Genomic DNA, 24,168 nt, shown 5'->3' on the forward strand with positions numbered 1-24,168 from the left:
TAGTTATTAATTACTACTGAAATCAATGAGTGAAATTATTCTATCTATTCAAAATCTAACGGCTAATGTTGAAGGAAAACCTATCCTGAAAGGTGTTAATCTGGAAATAAAATCAGGGGAAATTCATGCAATCATGGGAAGGAATGGGTCTGGAAAAAGTACTCTGTCAAAAATTTTGGCGGGACATCCTGATTATGAAATAACTGGTGGAGATATATTTTATAAAGGAGAAGGAATTCTCGATAAAAGTCCAGATGAACGGGCGAATCTAGGAATTTTTTTGGCTTTTCAGTATCCTTTGGAAATTCCAGGAGTAAGTAATTTAGATTTCTTAAGGGTAGCCTACAATGCGCATCGAAAGTATCAAGGATTAGAGGAAATAGATACCTTTGATTTTGAAGACTTAGTAGAAGAAAAGCTAGACATTGTCAAGATGAACTCAAGCTTTTTAGAGAGAAGTTTGAATGAAGGATTTTCCGGGGGAGAAAAAAAACGCAATGAAGTTTTACAAATGGCTTTATTAGAACCCACTTTAGGTATTTTAGATGAGATTGATTCAGGATTAGACATTGATGCATTAAGGATTGTTGCTAATGGGGTAAACAAATTAGCTACTAATAAGAACGCTTTTTTGTTGATTACTCATTACCAAAGGTTACTTAACTACATTGAACCTCAGTATATCCACGTAATGCATAATGGACAAATTGTGAAGACGGGAGGGAAAGAATTAGCTCTTGAACTTGAAGAAAGCGGTTATGATTTTATCGAAGAAAAACTGTTGGCCAAGGCTTAAAAGTATCACCAAAAACTTATCATAAGGAAAGTGATTTTATGACAGCATCGATTATAAAAAAAAATGTACGTATCAATCAAATTTGGGAGAATATACTTCTGGGATTGCCAGAAAAATGTAAGTCCAAAGAAGTAGTAGGCGAGTTACCGTTTGTGTCAAGATTGAGGGAAAGTGCAATATCTGAGGCCAAGACAATAAACTTCCCAACCAAGCAGGATGAAAATTGGAAGTTTATTAACTTGTCTGAATTATCTAATATTCAGTTTAAGCCAACCCAATCAGTTGCCACTATTTTTGCTGATGATTTATCTTCTTTAATTCTCCCTGAAGCCAAAGAAAGTCGGCTCATCTTTGTTAATGGAGAGTATACCCCTGAATTGTCAAATGTATCTGCTTTACCCAAGGGGGTATATGTAGGAAATTTGATGGAGCTTCCTGAATCAAAAAAAGATAAAGTAGTTTATTACTTAGGAAAAAATAAAGAAGAAGAAGACCTTTTTTCCTTGACAAATACGGCTAATCTTCATCATGTTGCCATTGTTTGGGTTGATCCAAATATTATTGTCGATATCCCTATCGATTTATTTTTTATATCTGTTCCAACTGATTCCTCTGGTCTAATTCAACCTCGTGTTTTGGTGATAGCTGAAACAGGGTCAAGTGTAACTTTCGTTGAGAATTACACTGCCATTGCTCAAGAATGTTATGATACCGCAGAAAATAAACCGTATTTAGTAAATGGAGTTACAGAAATCTTCTTAGAGGACAACGCTCATGTTAATCATAGTAGGATTCAACGAGAACTAGGGGATAGCTTTCATATAGGACAAACCAAAATTATTCAAAACCAGGAGAGTCGTTATATTTGTAATAATATTAGTCTAGGTGCAAAGCTATCTCACCATACCCTCAAGGTTTTTCAACAAGGAAAGCAAACCGAAACTTATCTAAATGGTTTAACAATGGTGAGTGATCTACAGATTTCGGACACTCACAGTGCAGTCCATCTTAATTACCCCCATGGAACAATTCGTCAATTGCACAAGTGTATTATTGATGATCATGGTCATGGGATATTCAACGGTAAAATATTTGTCCCAAAATCGGCGCAATTAACCAGTGCAGATCAGTTAAATCGGAATTTGTTATTGTCCTCAAAAGCCCGTATTGATACTAAACCAGAATTACAAATTACTGCTGATAATATTAAATGTTCTCATGGGGCAACTATCAGCCAATTAGAATCTGATGAACTCTTTTATTTACGGAGTCGTGGTTTAAGTCAAAACGACGCTCGTAATCTCTTAATTGATGCTTTTGCTACTGAAATTTTAGATCGACTTCCTCTTGAATCTTTGCGTAAAAGACTAACTCAATGTGTTGCCTGTCGCACATTAGAATTCCAAACAAGTTATTAACTTTTTTCGAAACAGTAGTTATGTAGAAATATTTCAGAATGATAAAGCCTCTAGCTAACTTCTAATGTTGGAATTTACCATGGTTTCTGTAAAAGAAAAAACTCTCGCTGCTAAAGTTCGTTCTGATTTTCCAGTTTTACACCAAGAAATTCACGGAAAGTCCTTAATTTATCTTGATAGTGCTGCTACTTCTCAAAAACCCTCACTCGTAATCGATACTCTACGTCATTACTATGAGAAAAATAACGCCAATGTTCATAGAGGAGCACATACTTTAAGTGTGCGGGCAACAGAAGCATATGAAGAAGCAAGAGATAAAGTAGCAAAATTTATCAACGCCCAATCATCTGAAGAAATTGTTTTTACTCGTAATGCCACAGAAGCAATTAATTTGGTCGCCTATAGTTGGGGATTAACTAACTTAAATCCGGGGGATGAAATTATTATTTCCGTTATGGAACATCATAGTAATATCGTTCCCTGGCAAATGATAGCTCAAAAAACAGGGGCAATAGTTAAGCATGTCTTTTTAACCGAACAAGAAGAATTTGATTTAGAGCATTTTAAATCTTTGTTATCTAGCAAGACAAGATTAGTCTCTATCGTCCATGTTTCTAATACATTAGGTTGTATAAACCCGGTGAGAGAAGTCACTTCTATGGCTCATCAAGTAGGAGCAAAGGTGTTAATTGATGCTTGTCAAAGTGCGCCACATCTAGCAATTAATGTACAACAAATAGGGTGTGATTGGTTGGTAGCTAGTGGTCATAAAATGTGTGCTCCTACGGGAATTGGTTTTCTCTATGGCAGGAAAAATATTTTAGAAGAAATGCCTCCTTTTCTTGGTGGAGGAGAAATGATAGGGGAGGTATTTCTTGATGGGTTTACTTATGGAAAACTACCCCACAAATTTGAAGCAGGAACCCCTGCTATTGGGGAAGTGATCGCTCTAGGAGCAGCGATAGATTATTTAACAACTATTGGATTGGATAAAATACATATTTATGAAGATGAATTAACCGTATATTTGTTTAAGAGATTGGCAGAAATTCCTAAGATAAGGATTTATGGATCTCAATCTAATTTAGACGGTAAAGGAAGAGCTGCATTAGCATCCTTCAATGTTAGCGGAATTCACGGAAGTGACTTATCAACATTGTTAGATAATGAAGGTATTTCCATTCGATCAGGACACCATTGTACTCAACCCTTACATCGTTTATTTAATGCATCAGGAAGTGCTAGAGTAAGTTTATATTTTTATAATACTTTTGGGGAAATTGATAGCTTTATTTTAGCTTTAAAAGAAACGATTGATTTTTTTACTGAGATCATGTGATAATGGGGGACAGTCTGCGTTTTTAGGGGTGGGTGAGTCCCACCTCTTCTCATTTATTCTGGTATTTTTGGTTGAGTAATTGATAGTTATAAATATACAAAAAGTTCGCAAAAATTATATTTAATAACTACTTTAGATTAAGTCTAATAAATTAGTGACTAATAATATTCAGATACTTTCCATAATTGTATTCTACAACTTCATAAGCTAGATTTTTATATAGATTCAGCCTTTCTGGTAGAAATTATATTTGCTACTTTTTATAAGTTGCTATCCTACTAAATCAACAATTATTTTTACTTACTTTCCTAAAGTAAGTTCTTCTTTTTTACCCAAAATTCCTTGGGGTCGTAAAACCATTAATATCATTAGAACTAAGCCTATAACCATCATACGAAATGCCCCTGCCTGACTCTGAGTCAACATTCCCAATTGAGGTAAAATAAAACGAGTTATGGAATCATAAGCCCAAAAAATAATTGCCCCTAATATTACTCCTGTATTGCTACCTGCACCTCCTAGAACAACAATAATCCAAGCATTAAAAGTTAACAACGGTTCAGAACTTTTGGGATAAATAGTAGTTAACTGCCAGGCAAAGAAAGATCCTGCAATTCCTGAAATTGCTCCTCCTAACATAAATGATTGTATCTTATACAATAAGACATTTTTTCCTAGTGCTTTAGCAATATTTTCATCCTCTCTAATCGATTTTAAAATACGTCCCCAAGGAGAATTAACTAAGAATTCTAATCCTGTATAAATAATCGCTAGTGTCAATAAAGATAACACCATCAATCCAGCTTTGTAAGTATAGTTAGAAATAGCAACAGTACCAGGAAGATAAACTAAAATAATGAACGATGTAGTTAAAATTCCCCAAATAATTAAACTGATAGGTTTCCTCTGTTTAAAACCTTTTTCTTGAATTCTTTTATATTGTCGCCATTGTTGAGACAAGCTCTTCCATAATAGCCATTCAGCATAAATTGCTAATGAGGTTAATATGATAAGCAAACTAAACTTAGTAAATAAATTAGCTTCAAAATCTAAAGGAAGAGGATAGTTTTTTACCCCAAAAGTTCCACCTGTAAGCCATTCTTCATTATTAGCAATTAGGCGGATTAGTTCAGACACACCAATAGTAACAATTGCTAAATAGTCTTCTCCTAAACGAAGTGTTGATAGACCAATTCCTAACCCTAGAATAGCTGAAAAAATTGCTCCAATTAAAACAGAAAGAATAAGAGGAAAGCCTTTAATCGTTAAGAGAGCTGTAGTGTAAGCTCCTAAGGTCATAAATGCAACTACTCCGAAATTAGTAAGTCCCGTGAACCCCCATTGTAGGTTTAGCCCTAGTGCAAACATACTATAGAGGGCTGATGAGGTGACTAAAAAAATGATGTAATCACTGATAGCAACAAGTTGATTCATAGTATCGACGACTAATGAATTTAAGATAGAGAGTAATTGCGATTGTACCGTGATCACGAGTAAATAAGCAGTGGCTTATCTGCTAAAGTATGAAGTATTTCTGTAAAACATTTTTTAGAGCCTTGTATAAATCTTTAAACACTGACCCTAGTTTTAAATCATTTGACGTGGAACTCAAATCGGGGATAATGTTTTAGGCACGGGATTACACGAATGTTAACTCTTCTTTCAACAGTTTATGAGCTTCCTGCGTTCCCAAGCTGGACGGCCCAGCGCAATCGATCTTGTTTTCATCAGTCTAATGACCATTTCTATTCTCTTAGCAGGGTATACGGGAGGAATGGAGTCCATAACCAAAGCTAGTGTAGACTCAGCCAAAAGTGCTGTTGAACTGGCTATTGGATTAGTTGGAGTTATGGCACTATGGTTGGGATTAATACGCGTGCTAGAAGCTGGAGGATTGATGTTCACTCTAGCAGAATGGCTTAAACCCTTGATGATTCGGTTATTTCCCGATGTTCCTCCTACTCATCCCGCAATGGGAGCAATGTTGTTGAATATTTCTGCGAATATGTTGGGATTGGGCAATGCAGCCACCCCATTTGGGTTAAAGGCTATGGCCGAGCTAGATAAGCTTAATCCCTTTCCAGGAACGGCTACCAACGCTATGTGCCTATTTTTAGCGATTAATACTTCCAGTGTTGCAATATTACCTCTAGGAGTTATTGGGGTGCGGGCGGCAGCAGGAAGCACTCTTCCTGCTGCAATTTGGGTGCCCACTTTCTTAGCCACAGCAGTTTCAACAGTGGTAGGAATCTCGATTTCAGTTTGGTTAGGACAAAGGGATAAGAACTACGCTAAGTTGTCGTCTCAATCTTATCCCCAGATATCTAAAACAAAAGACAAGTCTATTCAGATAGATCACCTTACAGAAATAGAGGAGAATCCGAATTTTGACCATCTTTTGTATTCCCCTAGTTTGTTATCTCGTTTTTTTTCCTGGGGATGTCTTGGAGCATTTTTAGGAGCCATTCTCTATCGGGTAATCAATAACGATGATTTAGGGGAATTTATCCGCCAAGAATTTCTTGCTCATTGGTTACTACCTGCGTTAATTTTGTTGATTGTCATTTATGGTATTGGACGGGGAGTTAAAGTTTATGAAGCAGTTACCGAGGGAGCCAAGCAAGGGTTTGACATTGCCATCCGAATTATTCCTTTTTTAGTAGTAATTTTAGTTGCTATTGGTATTTTTCGTGCATCGGGAGCAATGGATAAAGTTATTTATTTTTTGAGTCCCTATACTGCTTGGATTGGTCTTCCAGCAGATGTATTACCGATGGCTTTATTACGTCCCTTGTCTGGAAATGGTGCATTTGCTTTAATGAGTGAGGCGATAGAACGAGCTCCTAACTCCTACAGTGCTTTTGTCTCTTCAATTGTTATGGGAAGTACAGAAACTACTTTTTATGTGTTAGCAGTTTACTTTGGATCAATTGGGATTAAAAATATACGCCACGGATTAATAGCTGCTTTGTTAGCAGATACTTCAGGAATTTTATCTGCTTGTCTGTTTGCTCGAATTTTTTGGTCAGGTTAATACTATTTGCTTTTTTAAAACTAGGCAAAGAGTGTATTTTAATACGTGTAAAATATAAAAATAGAAAAAAAAGACCAATTACTATACGCCAGCTTACTATTTTAATCGAGCTAGAAAAATTAGACAAATAAGGTTGTTAAAATATGATTTACATAAAAAAATACTTCTAAATTTAAAATGGGCTATGGATTGATTTAATTAAATATAAGATTTATTTTTTTCTAGAAGAAGAACAAAAACCTTACTATGTAATGATTAACAATTAATTATTTATTGGTTAGAATCAACTAAAATCATATCAATCGTGAACATTTATTTTTTCTGAATAAATGGTACTTGCAAAGGATTAAGTCATAGAAAACTAGTAATATTATCAGCAATTTATGTCGTAAATAGAACTGACTATCATATTTTTATTTGTAAAATACATCTAAAAGATTTGAAGAAAACTAAAATAAGTAATAGAATAAAAAAACTTAAATAAAGGGTAATAATTTACTCATGTGAAGACTAGTCCAATTTTAAATCGTTGTCGCATTACAATGAGTATTTATATTCTTTATAGAATCTAGAACAGTCATATTTGTTTAGCTTAATTATCCAGTTCTACAGTCATGAATCTCCTTACTTATAGTAAGGAGATTCACATTTTATCCTTCTTGTTTACTGATATTTTTTAAAAGCTAAGGTGACATTATGTCCACCAAATCCAAAGGAATTAGATAAGGCAACTTTGATATCAAAAGAGCGACTTTCATGAGGTACATAATTCAAATCACACTCAGGATCAGGATTTTCTAAATTAATTGTAGGAGGAACCTTCCCATTAGCGATCGCCATTGCAGTAGCTACTGCTTCTATGCCTCCAGATCCCCCTAATAAATGGCCTGTCATCGATTTAGTAGAACTGATGATAATTTCGTAAGCGTGTTTTCCTAAAGCTTTTTTAATGGCTTTAGTTTCCGTAACATCATTTGCTAATGTACTAGTTCCATGAGCATTAATGTAACTTACTTGTTCTGGAATTAATCCAGCATCAGCTAAGGCCAGTTCTATCGCTCTGGTCGCGCCGCGACCATCAGGGACGGGTGAAGTCATATGGTAAGCATCACAAGTCATCCCGTAACCAACGATTTCGGCATAAATTTTAGCCTCACGATCAAGAGCGTGTTCAAGTTCTTCAAGGATTAGGATCCCCACTCCTTCACCCATCACAAACCCATCGCGATCACGATCAAAAGGCCTACAAGCCGTTGTTGGATCATCATTGCGAGTTGACAAAGCTCGAGCTGCTGCAAATCCGCCTATTCCCAAGGGCGTAATAGCAGCTTCTGTCCCTCCACAAATCATCGCTTTGGCGTAACCTCGTTGTACAAGGCGAAAAGCGTCTCCTACGGCATTGGAACCAGCAGCACAGGCAGTTACCGTACAGCTATTAGGTCCTTTAGCTCCCGTATGGATTGCTGTTAGTCCTGCAGCCATATTGGCAATCATCATAGGAATCATGAAGGGACTACAGCGACTGGGTCCACGGTTAAGGTATATTTCTTGTTGGTTTTCGAGTACCTTTAGACCGCCAATCCCCGTCCCAATCATGACTCCTATTTGGTCTGCATTAAGCTCATTAATTACTAGCTGGGAGTCTGCTACAGTTTGTAAACTTGCCGCTACTCCAAATTGTGCAAAACGATCCATTCGTTTAGCTTCTTTTCGATCTAAGTAATCGTGAGGGTCAAACCCTTTGACTTCTCCGGCAAAACGGCAGGCATGCTGTGCGGCGTCGAAATGAGTAATTAAACCAATCCCATTGCGGCCACTAACTAACCCGTCCCAATATTCCATTAGGTTATTGCCAATGGGGGTTATTGCACCTAGTCCTGTTACGACAACGCGCTTTAATTCTGAATTGGTCATGATCTTCGCTTAAGATATTAGGCTAACTCTGCCCCGCAGATTATGTATGGGGAGAGTAAGGGATAGGGATAGCAACCACTTAATCCCAATCGTTGAAATTAAGTAGTTGCTGTAACTTTTTCACCGATGTGTTCAACGGCTTTGCCCACTGTATCAATTTGCTCAGCGACTTCGTCAGGAATTTCAATATCAAATGCTTCTTCTAATGCCATAACCAGTTCAACAGTATCTAGAGAATCCGCTCCTAAGTCATTAGCAAAACTTGACTCCGGTGTTACTGTTCCTGGATCGACTTCAAGTTGTTCGATAACGATACTTTTAACTTTTTCGAAGATTTCTTGGTTCATTAATCCTTTATTTACCGCTAGGTACCCCTTTCGAGAATATCGTCATGGGGAGGAAATGGGGCGGGTAATGCCATTTCCTAAGGTCTGTGTCACTGACTAATTGAAGTGAGCATTTCCTATATTATCGGTAAATGGTCAGTCGGGGAATAGCTATTTCTCTCAGTTTTCAATATGAACTCCTTATTCTAAGACAATTTACCAATTTAGATAAAAGATCTTAAACTCTAGTTCCCCACGCAAAAATGAGTTTCTTGTCATTTAGTGAATTTCAACTTAAATTATTACATCTAGATTAATTTAAACAGTCAGAAAAACGTCAGGCACCAAAGATAAAAATAATACAGGTAGTTTTTCTCGACTCTTTCATTCTAATTTAAGCTATCTTTTAAATAACTTGATACACGAAACTCAAAGTAGCCCAGGTACTGTTATCAAGAGCATAACTATCGTTAAATGTTCCCGCCAATTCATTTGACAAAGAGCCGGAAGTATTTAAGTCCCCTAAAAGGGTTTGTGCGATCTTGAGAGGTTCCTCTAGAGTAAATATTTGTCCCTGGTCAAGTTTAAATCCTGGAAACTCTGCTAGAGTTTCTAAGGTTTTTGTAAAGGGAAATTTAGAACCAACAATCATCATTTGTCCCCATCCCTGACTACTGGCTAATGTCCAGTTAAGTCCTCGGGAGGAAAAAGGAATAAGTCTAGTTTCTCCTGGAGATAGGTATACCTTCTGCTGGGTTTTATTTTGTTGTTGAGAAGGCAAGTAGGCAATAGTTTGTCCACTTGCATCTACTCCTAAAATTAAGTAGTAAATAGGACGATCACTTCGATTTTCCAATTGATATTGAAAACGATTTCCCTGCGGCAGTTGGGGTAAATGCTGGAGTTGTAAGAAATCGGAAGAGGAACTTGTTGGTGATGAGAAGTCAGTCTGAGTTGAGGTTGAAGATATTTTAACCGACGATAGTTTACGTAGAGTTTGTCTTCTTAACACTAGGAAAGAATCTTGATCAAGATTTTTGAGGGTTACTTCCAGCCCTAATTCCGAAGAACCCTCATTAAGAGTAAGGTGCCACCATTTAATAGCTAAGAGTTTTTTAAAAGTAGGTTGAAGTCTCTCAACAGCCGATTTAATAGCTTCTCCAGATTGACCGAAACTGTTGGGAACGGGGATTCCTCCTCGTAAGAAAAGTCCATAACTTCCTTCTGTTTCCGATTTAGATGAATTTCCCCCATCGACCATTAATGTTTCTCGTTGTCGTCCTAGGACACAGTCAGCTCCCGGCTCTCCTGCGGTAATAACTGATGAAACAATTTTTATCGAAGCAAAAGCACTTGTGGCATCAACTCGTTCAATTCTCTCCAAGTTTTTATCTAGTGCAACAGTAAGCCCTAAAGTTTTGGGAATTACACGCAAGGTTTCTTGAAGTAATTGTCCTTTTTCTAAGGGACATGTATCAGCCTGGTTTTGTGGTATCTGAAGTAGTCGAACTTTACCAGTTAGTCCCTCACGGGAATACAATTGTACACTAACAGGATGCAACGACTTGGGTCCAACTACCTTGAAACAAGAATTAAGTCCATAATTTTGTAGCACAGACAAGGGTAGTCCAGTCAGTTTAATAGTAGCAGTAGTTTTCTCCTCTACATGGATAATTACTCCCTCAGCTCCCTCAAAGGTAACTGGAAATAAATAATAAGTGAAAAAGGGCTGTTTTGAATTTTGTTGAAGTTGAGGTTGTTGTTGTTGTCCCCTGATAGGAAATATGTGTTCACTGATGTTTTCTAGAGAAATTATGATTTTACTAGTGGGGGTCGCTTGCCAGAGATATTGAGTTAGAAGATAAGTGAATAAACCAGCACTAAAGCCATCGCCCATGATTTCGGTGGCTACTTGTTGGTTCTGAGCAGCCCTTAGTAGGGTACCTACTATCTGTGACGGTTTAGCTTGGATATTTTTAGCTTTAAGTTTTTCTCTCAATTGAGCTTGAAAATTTATCTCTTCTAGACTAGGTTGTTGAGCTTCATAAGGAAAGGTGCGTCCTTGTAGGTTGCCTTGAAGTTCTTTTCCTGAATAATGATGACTAGTATCTAAAACCATGGTCAGCTTATCAGTAGCTAAAGATTGACCTAACAGTAGTAGAGTCTCTTCAAGAAGATTATTGGTTATAGAAGTACTTTTTGTAGAAAATATCTCATCTTTAGTAACTAATCCCCGTTGTCGTATTGACGAGCTATGAGAAGTATCATAAAGACTGTCTTTTACGTGATTGCCATAACCACTGAAATGAAACAATACGACATCACCTGCTTTAGCCTGTTGAATTAGATGTTCAGTGAAAGCTCGTTCTATTCTCTCACGAGTACCTTGTCGTTCCGTTAAGGTTAAGATATCTTTGCGGGAAAATCCAAAGCGATAAATTAGCAATTCTCTTTGTCGCTCAACATCAGTCACACATCCTTTCAACTTGTAATGGCTGCTATAGTCGTTAATACCTACCAACAATGCCAGTTTACGGGGGGTTGGCGTAGCTAAGATTTGATAGTGACGTTTAATTTTTGGTTGCTTAGAGAACCATTCAAGCCCTGCTTGACTAATTCCCAATGTGAGCAAGGTCTTTAGAAAAGTCCGCCGATCCCATTCCATTGTTTTTCAGTATGCTGTTAGTGGGACTATATACTAATAGTCTAAGTCTTTTTGGACTATTATATGGTCTGTGGAAGTTCAAATTGACTATCCAGTAGAAGTCAAGCAGTATATATCAAACTAACATGCTTTGTCACACGGTACTATTGACTCCTATCATGGACGTAACTGGAATCGAACCAGTGACCCCATCGATGTCAACGATGTACTCTAACCAGCTGAGCTATACGTCCGCATGAACCTCCATTGTCACATATACGCTGTAAAAAGACAACTATTTTTACTAATTTACATAGATTTCCTTAAGAGATTAGGGAATTGATTCATTGGGGGGTGTAATGAAAAGACAACAATAAGCACTAAATAATTCTATGTACAAGAAGCTAATATCCCCAACTACTGGTTCTAAAATTGTTTATAAAGACGGTGGATTTATTGTTCCCGATGATCCTATCATCCCTTTTATTCGAGGAGATGGAATAGGCGTAGATATTTGGCCAGCTACCGAAAAAGTAATCGATGCCGCAATTGTTACTGCGTATGGGGATAAACGTAAAGTCAACTGGTTCAAAGTTTATGCAGGAGATGAAGCGTGTGATATGTACGGAACTTATCAATACTTACCCGATGATACGCTCAAAGCTATTAAGGAGTATGGTATAGCTATTAAAGGACCCCTAACGACCCCCATCGGTGGGGGGATTCGTTCTCTTAACGTCGCATTACGGCAAATTTTTACTCTCTATGCATGCGTTCGTCCCTGTCGTTACTATTATGGAACCCCTTCTTCTCACAAGTCGCCTGAAAAACTTGATGTTATTGTTTATCGAGAGAATACTGAAGATATTTACTTGGGAGTTGAATGGCGTGAAGGAACAGAAATCGCTCAAAATTTAATTGAATATATTAACAATGAGTTAATACCTAGAACATCTGAGCATAGAGGAAAATATATTCCATTTGACGCAGGAATTGGCATTAAACCTATCAGTAAAACTGGGTCTCAACGACTAATCCGCCGTGCTATGGAACACGCATTACGTCTTCCCAAAAATAAACAAATGGTTACTTTAGTCCATAAAGGAAATATTATGAAGTACACAGAGGGAGCGTTTCGCGACTGGGGATATGAACTAGTTAAAACAGAATTTCGAGATGTCTGTGTTACGGAACGAGAATCTTGGATTTTAAGTAATAAAGAAGGTAATCCCAATATCAGTATTGAAGATAATGCGCGCAAAGTTGAACCTGGTTACAATTCTTTAACACTTGAAAAGAAACAAGAAGTGTGTACTGAAGTTAAATCAGTTTTAGAGTTGATTTGGGACAGTCATGGGAATAAAAAATGGAAGAATAAAATCATGGTTAACGACCGTATTGCGGACAGTATTTTCCAGCAAATTCAAACCCGTCCTGATGAATATTCTATTCTTGCAACTATGAATTTAAACGGAGACTATCTCTCTGATGCTGCTGCTGCTGTGGTTGGTGGTTTAGGAATGGGACCTGGTGCTAATATTGGAGATACTTGTGCTATTTTTGAAGCTACTCACGGAACTGCCCCAAAACATGCAGGGTTAGATCGAATTAATCCTAGTTCAGTGATTCTATCTGGGGTAATGATGCTAGAGTATATGGGGTGGCAAGAAGCAGCAGACTTGATTAAAAAAGGTGTTGGAAACGCAATCGCTAATCGTGAAGTAACTTATGATTTAGCTAGGTTAATGGAGCCACCTGTTGATTTTCCTTTAAAATGTTCAGAGTTTGCTCAGGCAATTATTGATCATTTTGTAGATTAGATAAAAACAAAGTAGGGTAACAATACCTTACTCTGTTTCTATTTAAAAATTAAGTTGTTTTTAGGATAGAGATATTCGAAAATAACTCTATTCAATTTAAGTACTTCCCAACACGTTGAGGCTGCTTAAGAAATAGGACTGATGGACATAACTACTGCTCTTAAAAATATTAATTTTTTTTAGAAGATTTTTAGATTACTTCTCAAATTTAAGGTCAAATAATTAATGATAACATCCAATACTATTTATTATTTTATCTTAACCTTTATAGACAATTTTTTATAATTATAGATAATACTATTTTAGTATCTAAACTATATCTAGTTTTTTACAAAAAGTAGTGAATAAATCCGAACCATAAAAAAATAATGAAAATAGTTATTAATTATGTATCTAAATATGAATAAAATACATGGTGTGTTATTCAGACAATAATAGAAGCATAATACGAAATATTTATGCAAAAATACATTACTTAAATCAGGATAATTTGTATTTGTATTTATATAAAAATAGTATAAAATGCAAAAATAATAAAAATAATATACAAAGAAGTAGACAAATTTCAAAAATTACTACAGTGATTTATATTAAGAATGTAGTAAAAAAATATTGTTAATTACTATTTCAGACATTAAAAAAATCTAAGTGATGACAAAAAAATAGTGTAAATTTTATTATTCTTTTCTTATTACTTTAGTGAATGAACTAATCGAGCCCTTAGACTATATTAATATTAGTTAATAATCACTAAAAAGCAGGGCTTTTTCTAGTTGTTATATAGAGCCCAACTGTCATAGGTAACTTTTATGTAGACTATATATACTTTAACATCAATTACAAATATAATCTAGTATTTTCTAACCAACGCTGAACAAACATTATAGTAATATAATTTGAGTAGGTAGTCTAGCTGGTCTCATTTTAAAAACAAGTTTGAATCTAACAAAAGTCCAAAGTAGCTTTATGTCTTAAAACTGAAATTTTGTAGTTTTCATCAGCGATAAGCTCACGTTATAGAATGTATTGCAGAAAATTTTACTAGTCTAAAATCATTTTTAAGGAAATTTAGAGATCATTTTGAAGGCACTGTAAGCTAAGAAGACTTATATGAGAGAAGTGAACTAACTTTTCATAATGAAACTTTTGTTTACAATTCTAATCTAGCTAATCACTTTCACCTCTATGCTATAAATTTGTATATTTATTTAACTAAAAAGGATATAGATATACTAACTGAGTTTTCTCCTCAGCTCCTCATTGTGTTTTAGTAAGCAAGCTAGTAAAGTTTTGATTCTTTCTTAAAGCCGATGAGCGGATTTGAACCGCCGACCGTTCGATTACGAATCGAATGCTCTACCACTGAGCTACATCGGCACTGCCAGTTATCCAGTATATCGTAAATGATTATACTGAACAGTAACAAATCTTATAAGATTCCTCTAATAACTAAATCTTCTGATAAAAATTTACTTTCTTCTCTATCTTGGAAAAGGTACTAGTTCTAAAGCAAAGTACTAGATGCCTTATTACAAAGGATTGAGATAATTTCCTACATCGCCTTTACAGTATTGAGTTTTATTAGGGCTTCGGTGTTTTTTTAATACCCAGATGGTACTTGGCAGAAAACTTACTCAATTTTAGGCTAAAGATAAAAATATAACTTTAATAAATTAGGTACCCCATACTAAGAAATTCTTCATTTTAATCTCATATACAAGATATCAATTACGGAGAAATAGATATGTAAACAAATCAAGAATAACTCTCTGTATGTACCCTTCCGAAAAAATAGCAACGAAGAGACGTTAACTAGACGTCTCTTCAATTATAAAAAATGGATGAAGATTTAGTCTGAAAATATTTAAATTGCTTATTTAAAAGACAAATTTCATCTTACTTGCAGTAATACTACATCTTAAATTAAGAAAGAGGTTTCTTGCGTTTATGCTCATTACCTCTCTATTTTATCCTTTAACTATTTTTTTAGACTAAGCTCAAAGAGAGAATATAGTCCATGGTAACCAGAATTGCCAAATTTTTTCCATTTTCTAATATTCCTGTATTGTGTGCCATCATTATTGAAAGTTTATTTTTGATAATAGCCCGTATTATATCCGGCGTTTTTAGCAAAGTCATCACCATAATAAGCTAATTGGTTTTATTTAACGCCACATTTTATTTTCGAAATTTCGAATCTGACGTTCTAAACGATCAATTCGACCGCGCAACTCATCCATTTCGGACTGACGAGGAACACCTAAATCTTGTAGTATTTTTCGCAGTTGATGCTCTATAGTACTTTCGAAGTTACCTTGTCCTGCTCTAATTTTCTGCATCAGCTCCTCAACAAGTCTTTTAGCTTCTTCCGAGTCAATTCTGCCATCTTTAACCCACTGATCACTGACTTCTTTAATTTTGTCGGCAACTAGTGAGGTTGTGCCAATCCCCACTAACAATAACTGTTTCACCCAGTCATTACTATCCATAAATTTTCATTACCTCCAAAATTACACTTCCATATTTCTGACTGGTAGCCAAGAGACTCACCGATTTCAACCATACCAAAATCTCTGACAACTTGACCTCTATAGTGAAGGTTAACACTAAGTAAAGTAAGTCAATATAAATAATGAATTAATAATTGTTTTAGGGAGCAAAATCATAAAAATTTTTTAGTTATACTGCAATAATTCTAATTCAACTTCAAATTGAACATTGTGATTCTAATAAGCTTAAAGCACTTAAATCAGATTTATAATCACGCTTTTTTAATTTATCCGGAAGAGTGTTGTGGGTTACTTCTTGGTACTGCCAAGGATAATAAAAAGCAAATAATTGAAGTTTTTCCAACAAAAAATACTTGGACTATTGGGGAAAATAAAAAATCATCCAATACCATTAATAACCATGAAAAACATTTAAGCAAAAAAAATCGTTTTAGTATTGCCCCATCAGTACTCGTAAAAATACAAAAGGAAGCGCGTAATCGTCAGTTACAGATTATTGGCATTTACCATTCTCATCCTGATTATCTAGCTATCCCTTCAGAATTTGATCGAATGATTGCCTGGAATGATTATTCCTATATCATTATTTCGGTTACCTCAAATCAAGTTAACGATATTACGAGTTGGCAATTAGATAACACAAGAAATTTTCAACCTGAATACATTAAAATTTTTAATTAAAATTAAATCTTTTTCTATTCAAAATATGATAGTCTATAGTTATTTGACTGCAGTAAATATTATCTATTATTAGGAATAAGTTAACTGAAGTTAATCTCCATTTATTTAAAAAATAATTGACAGTTTATTGACAGTTTACAGTTGATTATAGCTCAAAGTAACTTAATGAAATATCTTCGCAAAACTACTTGTCATATGTATGACAATGATGAAGTTTAAGTAATACTTTTTGGTGAACTTGTCGAGTAATTGGATAAAAGTAGGCTAGAATCAATCCCATGAATAAAATTCCTGTGGAGATAGGTCCGATAATGACCCGAATTGCCCATAAAGCTGACTCTGGTTGTACTCCCTCGCCATAATGTATATACCCTGACCAATCTAAAACTTGCCCAACAAAAAACATAGATAAAGCAACTCCAATTTTTTGTAACTGTACCACCACTCCAAAAAAAATACCTTCTCGTCTTTCCCCAGTGTTTAACTCATCTAAATCTATTACATCTGGTAACATTGACCAAGGAACAATATAAGCAGTTGCAATTCCTATACCAGCCATGATAGCAAGAATATACAATAATACTACTTGTTTTGATTGCAAAAAAAACAGTCCTAGCCCTGCAAAACACATAAAAGGAATACCCCAAAAATATATTATTTTCTTTTCAGTTTTCTTGCATATAAAGTCTAAAAAAATTAACATAAATAGTGCTGTAACTTGAACCACGATAGCCATTTGAGTAACGTGATTTTTTGACAAATTAATACAATTAATTACATAAAAAGGAAGGGTGGCTGCAATAATCTGGATACTTAACCAAGAACAAAGATAAATACCCATCACATATAAAAAGGGACGATTGCTACATGCTAAACACAATTGTTTTCTCAAAGAGAGCACAGAAGTTTTACCGGTTTTTATGTATTTTTTTTGAACTTGATAGTAGTGAGGATAAGTTCCCCAGACACTAACATATACTACCAATACCGATAACAAACCACAAATCAACCCTAAGAACAAATACTGTTGTTTTATATTATCAATATTTATAAAAATTATTTGTGCCAATATCAAAGAAAAAATACTGCCGCTAATGCTAAAAATTGAACGAAAACTAATTAAAGTTGTACGTTCGTCATACTCTTGTGTTAATTCAGCAGATAAAGTTCCGTAAGGTAAAAGAACTGCCGTAAAAGATATATAGAAGAAAAAAGATACTAGCCCATAATAAATCAACAAAAGTATCTGATTAGTGGTGGGAGGGACTACCCATAATAAGATAGAAGTTATTCCTAAAGGAACTGCTCCAAATAACATCCAAGGATAGCGTCTTCCCCAACGAGAACGAGTATGATCACTTAGCCAACCGATAATTAGATCATTAATCCCATCCCATATCTTCCCTACTAACATCATAAATCCTGCCAAACTAGGACTTAAGCCAGCTACATTTGTTAAAAAAAATAGAAAAAAGAAAATTAAAATATTACTGGGAAGAGAGCCGCTTAATTCTCCAATCCCATAAAAAAATTTTGTACGAAAAGTTAGTGTCTTTTCCTGACCAATCATGAGTAATTTTAAGTTGATTTAAATATCAAATGTTTATCAAAATAACCTATGATTTTAGCATAAAAAAATTTAGTCTTTGAATAGTCAAGCCAATAAATGTTAATTTTAATTAATAGAACAGGCGTATGAGCTAAGGTTTTCCTATGTATAGGTATTAGTTGAATAGATATCTGTTACAATGTTTCGTCAAGTTCCCATTTATAAGAAACCAGACGTGACGCGTAATTAGTCGGGCAACGCCTATGCTAAATCCCAATTTACAAGAAATCGAACTCGATAAAGAAGAGTTTCAACGATACTCTCGTCACATTATTCTTCCCGAAGTAGGATTAGATGGACAGAAACGCCTTAAGGCAGCTAGTGTTCTGTGTGTAGGGACAGGGGGACTCGGCTCTCCTCTGCTCTTATATTTAACAGCTGCAGGGATTGGACGTATTGGAATTGTTGACTTTGATCTTGTTGACAGTTCTAACTTACAACGTCAAATCATTCATGGGACGTCTTGGGTAGGAAAACCGAAAATTCAATCTGCAAAAGATCGGATTTTGCAGATCAACCCCTATTGTCAAGTAGACTTATATGAGACTCACTTGTCTTCAGAAAATGCATTAGAAATTCTTAAGCCTTATGATGTCATTATCGATGGAACAGATAATTTCCCCACTCGGTATTTAACTAATGATGCTTGTGTCTTACTCAATAAACCTAATGTTTATGGATCAATCTTTCGTTTTGAAGGGCAGGCAACGGTCTTTAACTACCAAGGGGGTCCCAACTACCGCGACTTGTATCCTGAACCGCCACCTCCTGGAATGGTTCCCTCTTGTGCAGAAGGAGGAGTTTTAGGAGTACTTTGTGGTATTATCGGAACGATTCAAGCTACTGAGACTATTAAAATTATTATAGGAGCGGAAAAGACTCTCAGTGGGCGTTTATTGCTTTACAATGCCTGGGATATGAAATTCCGTGAGTTGAAATTGCGAGCTAATCCTGAACGGCCAATAATCAATAAGTTAATTGACTACGAACAATTTTGTGGAATTCCTCAAGCACGAGCAGTAGAGGAGCAGGAGAAGGCGATTATTCCTGAGATTACTGTTAAGGAATTAAAGGACTTATTCGATAGTGCTACAGATGCTTTTGTCTTAATTGATGTTCGTAATATTAATGAATACGAAATAGCTAAAATACCAGGATCAGTCTTAGTTTCTTTAGCGGATATTGAAGATGGAACAGGAATAAACAAAATTCGTAAATTGTCACAAAATAGAAAAGTTATTGTCCATTGTAAAAGTGGAGTAAGGTCAGCCAAAGCACTAGGGATTCTCAAGAAAAAAGGAATTGTTGGGACTAATCTTAAAGGTGGGATTATAGCTTGGAGTCAAGAAGTAGATCCTGATGTTCCTCAATACTAATATTAGTATTATTTTACAAATATATTAGTTAAATAGTAGTTAAGTTATCTGCCTCTTTGTAATTTAGAGGTATTTTTTTGTAAAAATTATTTGTGATAAAATTTTTGTATAGGATTGACTAGTAGATAAATAGGCAAAAAACATAGTTGTTTTTGACTAATAGTCAAAGAAATAGTAAGTCTAACATAATACTTTAATTTCTTATTAGTGTTTTGATACTATTCATTATTTATTTTGTTAATGTAAACAATAATTTTTACTATTAAACCTCTAATATGTTAAGTACTTAATAACAAATTTAATTTCTTAACAAATTTTATTGAAGTTATATTTTATTCTAAGTTAACAAAAATAAAGGTTATTTGCTTTGATGAGGATAAAAAAATAAATACTAAGAGTGTTAGTTAATTTAACTATGTTCAGATATAGATAATATTTTTATCTATCCCTACTGCCAATTTTCTATTGAGAGATTAGTCTGACTCTTTTGACAGCTTAATGCTAAGCTTGAACTTGAATTTTCCAAATTTTAAACAAATGACTACTGAGCCAAGCTTTAAATCGATTAATACTAAGTCAAATATTTCTTCAGAAGATATAAAAACCGAACTGTCTTCTTCTTTTTCTGGAGTTTATTCCCAAGTTCATTTAAAGAGTGAAGGAAAAAAACTTTTACTAATACTACCCAATATAAACAAAAAAGAAAAAGATCCTTTGAAAGATTGGACGAAAATCTTTCAGGAAATAAAACAGTGTCTGACCTATCATAAAGGAGCCTGGATGTCTGGTATGTCAGTACATTTAGTAGTACAAAATCGTTTGCTGGATAGTAGACAATTACAAAGTATTGGGGAAGTTATTGAAACTGTTAACCTAAAACTTAGCAGTATTCATACTAGCCGCCGTCAAACCGCTGTGGCGGCCGCCATTGCTGGCTACTCAGTAGAGCAGAAAGTTTTCAGACAACCATTGTTTTCTGAAAAAAATCTGACTTTACATCCTTTAGCTGAACCCCTTTATCTAAAAACAACGGTACGCTCAGGAGTCACTATTTGTCATCCTGGGAGTATTATAATTCGGGGAGACGTCAACCCTGGAGGAGAAATCATCTCTGATGGTGACATTTTGATATGGGGATATTTACGAGGAGTTGCTCACGCGGGAGCTAAAGGGAACTCGAAGTGTTGCATTATGGCACTGCAAATGCAACCAACTCAATTACGTATTGCCGAGTTAGTTGCTAGAGCGCCTTCGAGAACCCCTGAATTTTTCAATCCGGAAGTTGCCTACATCACTTCTGAAGGCATTCGTTTGAAACCAGCTCCAAATTTTAACAAGACCGACATAATACAATATGAAAAAAAAGAGTAGAGCAAAAAAACTAATAATTCGTCATAATATCGATAAAAGTCAAATTATCATCGGACATTCAAATTGTATATTAAACCATGAGTCGTATTATTGTGATTACCTCCGGTAAAGGAGGGGTTGGTAAAACTACCACTACTGCTAACTTAGGATTAGCCATAGCCTGTTTGGGGCACAAAGTTGCTCTAGTTGATGCGGATTTTGGACTGAGAAATCTAGATTTACTCCTTGGACTCGAACAAAGAGTCGTTTATACTGCGATCGATGTTTTGGAAGGACAATGTTCTATCGAAAAAGCCCTAGTTAAGGATAAACGTCAACCTAACTTGGTACTATTACCAGCAGCACAAAACAGGACAAAAGAAGCTATTAGTCCTGATCAGATGAGACAGCTGATACTACAAATTGAAAGCCATTTTGATTATATTCTGATTGATAGTCCAGCCGGGATTGAAATGGGTTTCCGTAATGCTGTAGTTCCTGCCAAAGAAGCTATTGTTGTAACAACACCAGAAATGGCTGCAGTTCGGGATGCAGATAGAATAGTTGGATTATTAGAAAGTGAGGAGATCGAAAAAATACACTTAATAGTTAATCGAGTTAAACCAGAAATGATCAAGCTCAATCAGATGATCAGCGTCGAAGATATTATTGATCTTTTAGTGATTCCTCTTATTGGAATTGTTCCTGATGACGAACGGATTATTGTCTCGACTAACCGGGGAGAACCTTTAGTCTTAGAAGAACCGCCTTCTATTCCAGCCATGGCGTTTAATAACATTGCCCGACGTTTAGAAGGTCAAACAGTCCCTTATCTGGATTTGATGGCAGCTCATGATAATTTAATGACTCGTATTCGTCGTCGCTTTTTTGGTAATTAAGTCCTTTCTATACAAATTAAACCTATGATTTTTGAGCTATTAGAAAAACTTTCCCTATGGAAAAGTCTTCCCAAAAGTGGAGAAGAGGCCAAACGCCGATTAAAATTAGTCATTGCCCATGATCGTTCTGGACTCAGTTCAGAAATACTTGAATCTATGCGTAAGGACATCCTAGAAGTTGTTAGTCGATATGTAGATATTGATCCTGAGGAAATGGAGTTTGTCTTAGAGAGCGATCAACGATTTACAGCCCTTATCGCTAACTTACCTATTCGTCGAATAAATCGAAGACAATAAGATTGAGGAAAATTTTTAGCCACCTTGGCTATTTCTTTATTTTTCTTATCTTAAACATTTTTTGAGTTTATCTTCTAATCCGTCAATGACAGTTACATACTTTTAATAAAGTATATGAGAGAGGAGACCTGCTGTGTTTTTTCTATATAGTTATTGATATTAATTGTCGTTTTTTTAGTTGTTTAATTATTGTACGGATTTCTAGATATTTTTCGTGTTATTGTATGGTGACCGTTCGGACAAGAGCTCGAGTTATGTCAAAAATTTTAAGTAATTTTTTCTTGATTTAAAATAAAATTATCATATCTAAATTGGCTATATTCTTTTGTAGAAAAGAGTCGACAATCTTTTAGAAATAAAAACTTCCTTAGAAGTCTAAAAAGTTTAATACTAGTCTAGTTATTAATCAACGATCCGTACAATAAATCTATGGTCTATTATCAACGACAAAATAAACTCCTTAAAATCTTAAGTAAGGAATCAAATTATTAACATAAACAATAGTAGAAAGTCTTTGAAATAATGGTATCTTCAATAAGATTGTTATTCCTGCCATGGAATGAACTTTATAAGATTAATGAAGAGCCTGACCCCCATTTAAAATAAATGGAAACTATCTTTGATTAGTCACAATTAGTTATAAACTTCACAAGAACAAAACCTTATGTTTGATGCTCTCGCCGAACGTTTAGAAGACGCTTGGAAAAAAGTACGCGGTCAAGACAAGATCACTGAAACCAACATTCAAGATGCTCTTACAGAAGTACGCCGTGCTCTATTAGAAGCAGATGTTAACCTTCAAGTCGTCAAAACATTTATCGCAAATGTAAAAAAAGCGGCCATAGGTGCAGAGGTTATTGCTGGGGTTAAACCTAGTCAACAACTTATAAAAATTGTCTATGACGAATTAGTTAGGGTGATGGGAGAAAGTAATGCCTCCCTTGCCAAAACTGAAACGTCTCCAACCGTTATCTTAATGGCTGGGTTACAAGGGACGGGGAAAACTACTGCTACCGCTAAACTTGCCCTCTATCTCCGTAAAGAAAAGCGTAGTTGCTTAATGGTAGCTGCCGATGTCTACCGTCCGGCAGCTATCAACCAATTAATTACCCTTGGACAACAAATCAATGTTCCTGTTTTTGAACTAGGAAGTAAAGTGAACCCTGTTAATATTGCTCATCAAGGAGTTGAAAAAGCTAAGGAAATGGGGCTCGATACTGTCATTATTGATACCGCCGGACGACTACAAATTGATGAAAGTATGATGCTAGAATTAGTCCGCATCAAAGACAGTATAAAACCTGATGATACTCTCTTGGTGGTAGATGCCATGACCGGTCAAGAAGCTGCTAATTTAACTCGAACTTTCCATGAACAGATTGGTATTACCGGTACAATTCTTACGAAAATGGATGGGGATACACGTGGAGGAGCAGCTCTATCAGTTCGTCAAATTTCAGGAAAACCAATTAAATTTATTGGAGTTGGAGAAAAAGTAGAAGCACTACAACCATTCCACCCTGATCGCATGGCATCTCGTATTTTAAATATGGGAGATGTTTTAACCTTAGTCGAAAAGGCCCAAGAAGAAATCGATATTGCAGATGTAGAAAAAATGCAGTCAAAAATTCTTGAGGCTCAATTTGATTTTAATGATTTTCTTAAACAAATGCGCCTAATGAAAAATATGGGGTCATTGGGAAGTCTTTTAAAGATGATTCCAGGAATGAATAAACTTAATAATATTGATATTGAAAAAGGAGAAACTGAACTTAAGCGAACTGAGGCGATGATCAGTTCTATGACTTTTGAAGAACGTATAAATCCTGATTTATTAGCTAAGTCCCCTAGTCGTCGTAGTCGTATTGCCAGGGGTTCAGGACATTCTGAAACTAAAGTAGGAGAACTAGTGAAAAATTTTACCCGTATGCGGAGTATGATGCAGCAGATGGGACAGGGAGGAATGCCATCTATGTCCGACATAGGTAGTGGAATGTTTGGAGGAATTGGTAGCCAAACACCTCCGGGATTTCGCGGTCATGGTAGTACGAAGAAAAAGAAAAAAAGAATCAAGAAGAAAAAAGGATTTGGTCAGCTTTAAATAACAGTAAAAAATATTCTAAGGTGGGCATTACTCACCTTGAAACAGCCTCAA

General features: G+C 35.4%; 18 protein-coding genes and 2 tRNA genes. 11 read left to right on the forward strand and 9 right to left on the reverse strand.

The annotated features are described in order from the left end of the window. Positions 1-25 precede the first annotated feature (25 nt). From sufC to OXU93_RS08410, 3 genes are all read left to right on the forward strand, one after another. Positions 26-796 carry a Fe-S cluster assembly ATPase SufC gene (sufC, locus tag OXU93_RS08400; RefSeq protein ID WP_267383746.1) on the forward strand — a complete coding sequence of 257 codons (771 nt, stop codon included), beginning with the start codon at positions 26-28 and terminating at the stop codon, positions 794-796. A 38-nt stretch (positions 797-834) separates the two neighbouring features. Continuing rightward, a complete protein-coding gene (gene sufD, locus OXU93_RS08405; RefSeq protein WP_267383748.1) occupies positions 835-2,214 on the forward strand; it encodes a Fe-S cluster assembly protein SufD in 1,380 nt (459 codons plus the stop codon). Positions 2,215-2,293: 79 nt separating this feature from the next. Further along, the gene (locus OXU93_RS08410; RefSeq protein ID WP_267383750.1) at positions 2,294-3,553 is read left to right on the forward strand and encodes a SufS family cysteine desulfurase; all 1,260 of its coding nucleotides are present in this window, start codon (positions 2,294-2,296) and stop codon (positions 3,551-3,553) included. Between the two features lie 300 nt (positions 3,554-3,853). Here the strand turns inward: OXU93_RS08410 and OXU93_RS08415 are convergent, their stop codons facing one another. Continuing rightward, positions 3,854-4,987: a branched-chain amino acid ABC transporter permease gene (locus OXU93_RS08415; RefSeq protein ID WP_267383751.1), complete on the reverse strand. Its 1,134-nt coding sequence runs from the start codon at positions 4,985-4,987 to the stop codon at positions 3,854-3,856. 238 nt (positions 4,988-5,225) lie between these two features. On the opposite strand from OXU93_RS08415, the gene OXU93_RS08420 reads away from it, so the two are divergent. Further along, positions 5,226-6,587: a nucleoside recognition domain-containing protein gene (locus tag OXU93_RS08420; protein WP_267383752.1), complete on the forward strand. Its 1,362-nt coding sequence runs from the start codon at positions 5,226-5,228 to the stop codon at positions 6,585-6,587. A gap of 663 nt (positions 6,588-7,250) precedes the next feature. On the opposite strand, the gene fabF is transcribed toward OXU93_RS08420, so the two are convergent. The 4 genes from fabF to OXU93_RS08440 form a co-directional block, all read right to left on the reverse strand. Then, positions 7,251-8,501 (reverse strand): beta-ketoacyl-ACP synthase II, encoded by a 1,251-nt coding sequence (gene fabF, locus OXU93_RS08425; protein WP_267383753.1) that lies wholly within the window; start codon positions 8,499-8,501, stop codon positions 7,251-7,253. Between the two features lie 98 nt (positions 8,502-8,599). Then, positions 8,600-8,848, reverse strand: coding sequence for an acyl carrier protein (gene acpP, locus OXU93_RS08430; RefSeq protein ID WP_267383754.1), 249 nt, complete (start codon positions 8,846-8,848; stop codon positions 8,600-8,602). 385 nt (positions 8,849-9,233) lie between these two features. Then, positions 9,234-11,492, reverse strand: a complete 2,259-nt coding sequence (locus OXU93_RS08435; RefSeq protein ID WP_267383755.1) for a caspase family protein — start codon at positions 11,490-11,492, stop codon at positions 9,234-9,236. Between the two features lie 159 nt (positions 11,493-11,651). Next, positions 11,652-11,725: transfer RNA gene (locus OXU93_RS08440), tRNA-Val, on the reverse strand. 138 nt (positions 11,726-11,863) lie between these two features. On the opposite strand from OXU93_RS08440, the gene OXU93_RS08445 reads away from it, so the two are divergent. Next, complete coding sequence (locus OXU93_RS08445) at positions 11,864-13,291, forward strand: NADP-dependent isocitrate dehydrogenase (RefSeq protein WP_267383756.1); 1,428 nt, start codon at positions 11,864-11,866, stop codon at positions 13,289-13,291. Between the two features lie 1,305 nt (positions 13,292-14,596). On the opposite strand, the gene OXU93_RS08450 is transcribed toward OXU93_RS08445, so the two are convergent. The 3 genes from OXU93_RS08450 to OXU93_RS08460 all read right to left on the reverse strand — a co-directional run bounded on the left by OXU93_RS08450 (position 14,597) and on the right by OXU93_RS08460 (position 15,780). Beyond that, positions 14,597-14,668 (reverse strand) — tRNA-Thr (locus OXU93_RS08450). Positions 14,669-15,277: 609 nt separating this feature from the next. Next, complete coding sequence (locus OXU93_RS08455; protein WP_267383757.1) at positions 15,278-15,436, reverse strand: hypothetical protein; 159 nt, start codon at positions 15,434-15,436, stop codon at positions 15,278-15,280. 20 nt (positions 15,437-15,456) lie between these two features. After that, positions 15,457-15,780, reverse strand: coding sequence for a phasin family protein (locus tag OXU93_RS08460; RefSeq protein ID WP_267383758.1), 324 nt, complete (start codon positions 15,778-15,780; stop codon positions 15,457-15,459). Between the two features lie 231 nt (positions 15,781-16,011). On the opposite strand from OXU93_RS08460, the gene OXU93_RS08465 reads away from it, so the two are divergent. Further along, the gene (locus tag OXU93_RS08465; protein ID WP_267383759.1) at positions 16,012-16,482 is read left to right on the forward strand and encodes a M67 family metallopeptidase; all 471 of its coding nucleotides are present in this window, start codon (positions 16,012-16,014) and stop codon (positions 16,480-16,482) included. A gap of 184 nt (positions 16,483-16,666) precedes the next feature. On the opposite strand, the gene OXU93_RS08470 is transcribed toward OXU93_RS08465, so the two are convergent. Next, positions 16,667-18,052: an MFS transporter gene (locus OXU93_RS08470; protein ID WP_267383760.1), complete on the reverse strand. Its 1,386-nt coding sequence runs from the start codon at positions 18,050-18,052 to the stop codon at positions 16,667-16,669. A gap of 242 nt (positions 18,053-18,294) precedes the next feature. Here OXU93_RS08470 and moeB point away from each other — a divergent pair, with 242 nt between their 5' ends. The 5 genes from moeB (at position 18,295) to ffh (ending at position 24,114) form a co-directional block, all read left to right on the forward strand. Beyond that, a complete protein-coding gene (gene moeB, locus OXU93_RS08475; protein ID WP_267383762.1) occupies positions 18,295-19,467 on the forward strand; it encodes a molybdopterin-synthase adenylyltransferase MoeB in 1,173 nt (390 codons plus the stop codon). 537 nt (positions 19,468-20,004) lie between these two features. Beyond that, a complete protein-coding gene (gene minC, locus OXU93_RS08480; RefSeq protein ID WP_267383763.1) occupies positions 20,005-20,838 on the forward strand; it encodes a septum site-determining protein MinC in 834 nt (277 codons plus the stop codon). Between the two features lie 77 nt (positions 20,839-20,915). Then, a complete protein-coding gene (gene minD, locus OXU93_RS08485) occupies positions 20,916-21,716 on the forward strand; it encodes a septum site-determining protein MinD (RefSeq protein WP_267383764.1) in 801 nt (266 codons plus the stop codon). A gap of 27 nt (positions 21,717-21,743) precedes the next feature. Continuing rightward, positions 21,744-22,013 carry a cell division topological specificity factor MinE gene (gene minE, locus OXU93_RS08490; protein WP_267384870.1) on the forward strand — a complete coding sequence of 90 codons (270 nt, stop codon included), beginning with the start codon at positions 21,744-21,746 and terminating at the stop codon, positions 22,011-22,013. A gap of 664 nt (positions 22,014-22,677) precedes the next feature. Next, positions 22,678-24,114, forward strand: coding sequence for a signal recognition particle protein (ffh, locus tag OXU93_RS08495; RefSeq protein WP_267383765.1), 1,437 nt, complete (start codon positions 22,678-22,680; stop codon positions 24,112-24,114). The last annotated feature ends 54 nt before the right edge of the window (positions 24,115-24,168 follow it).

This window comes from Cyanobacterium sp. uoEpiScrs1, assembly GCF_947331815.1.
GTDB lineage: Bacteria > Cyanobacteriota > Cyanobacteriia > Cyanobacteriales > Microcystaceae > Rippkaea.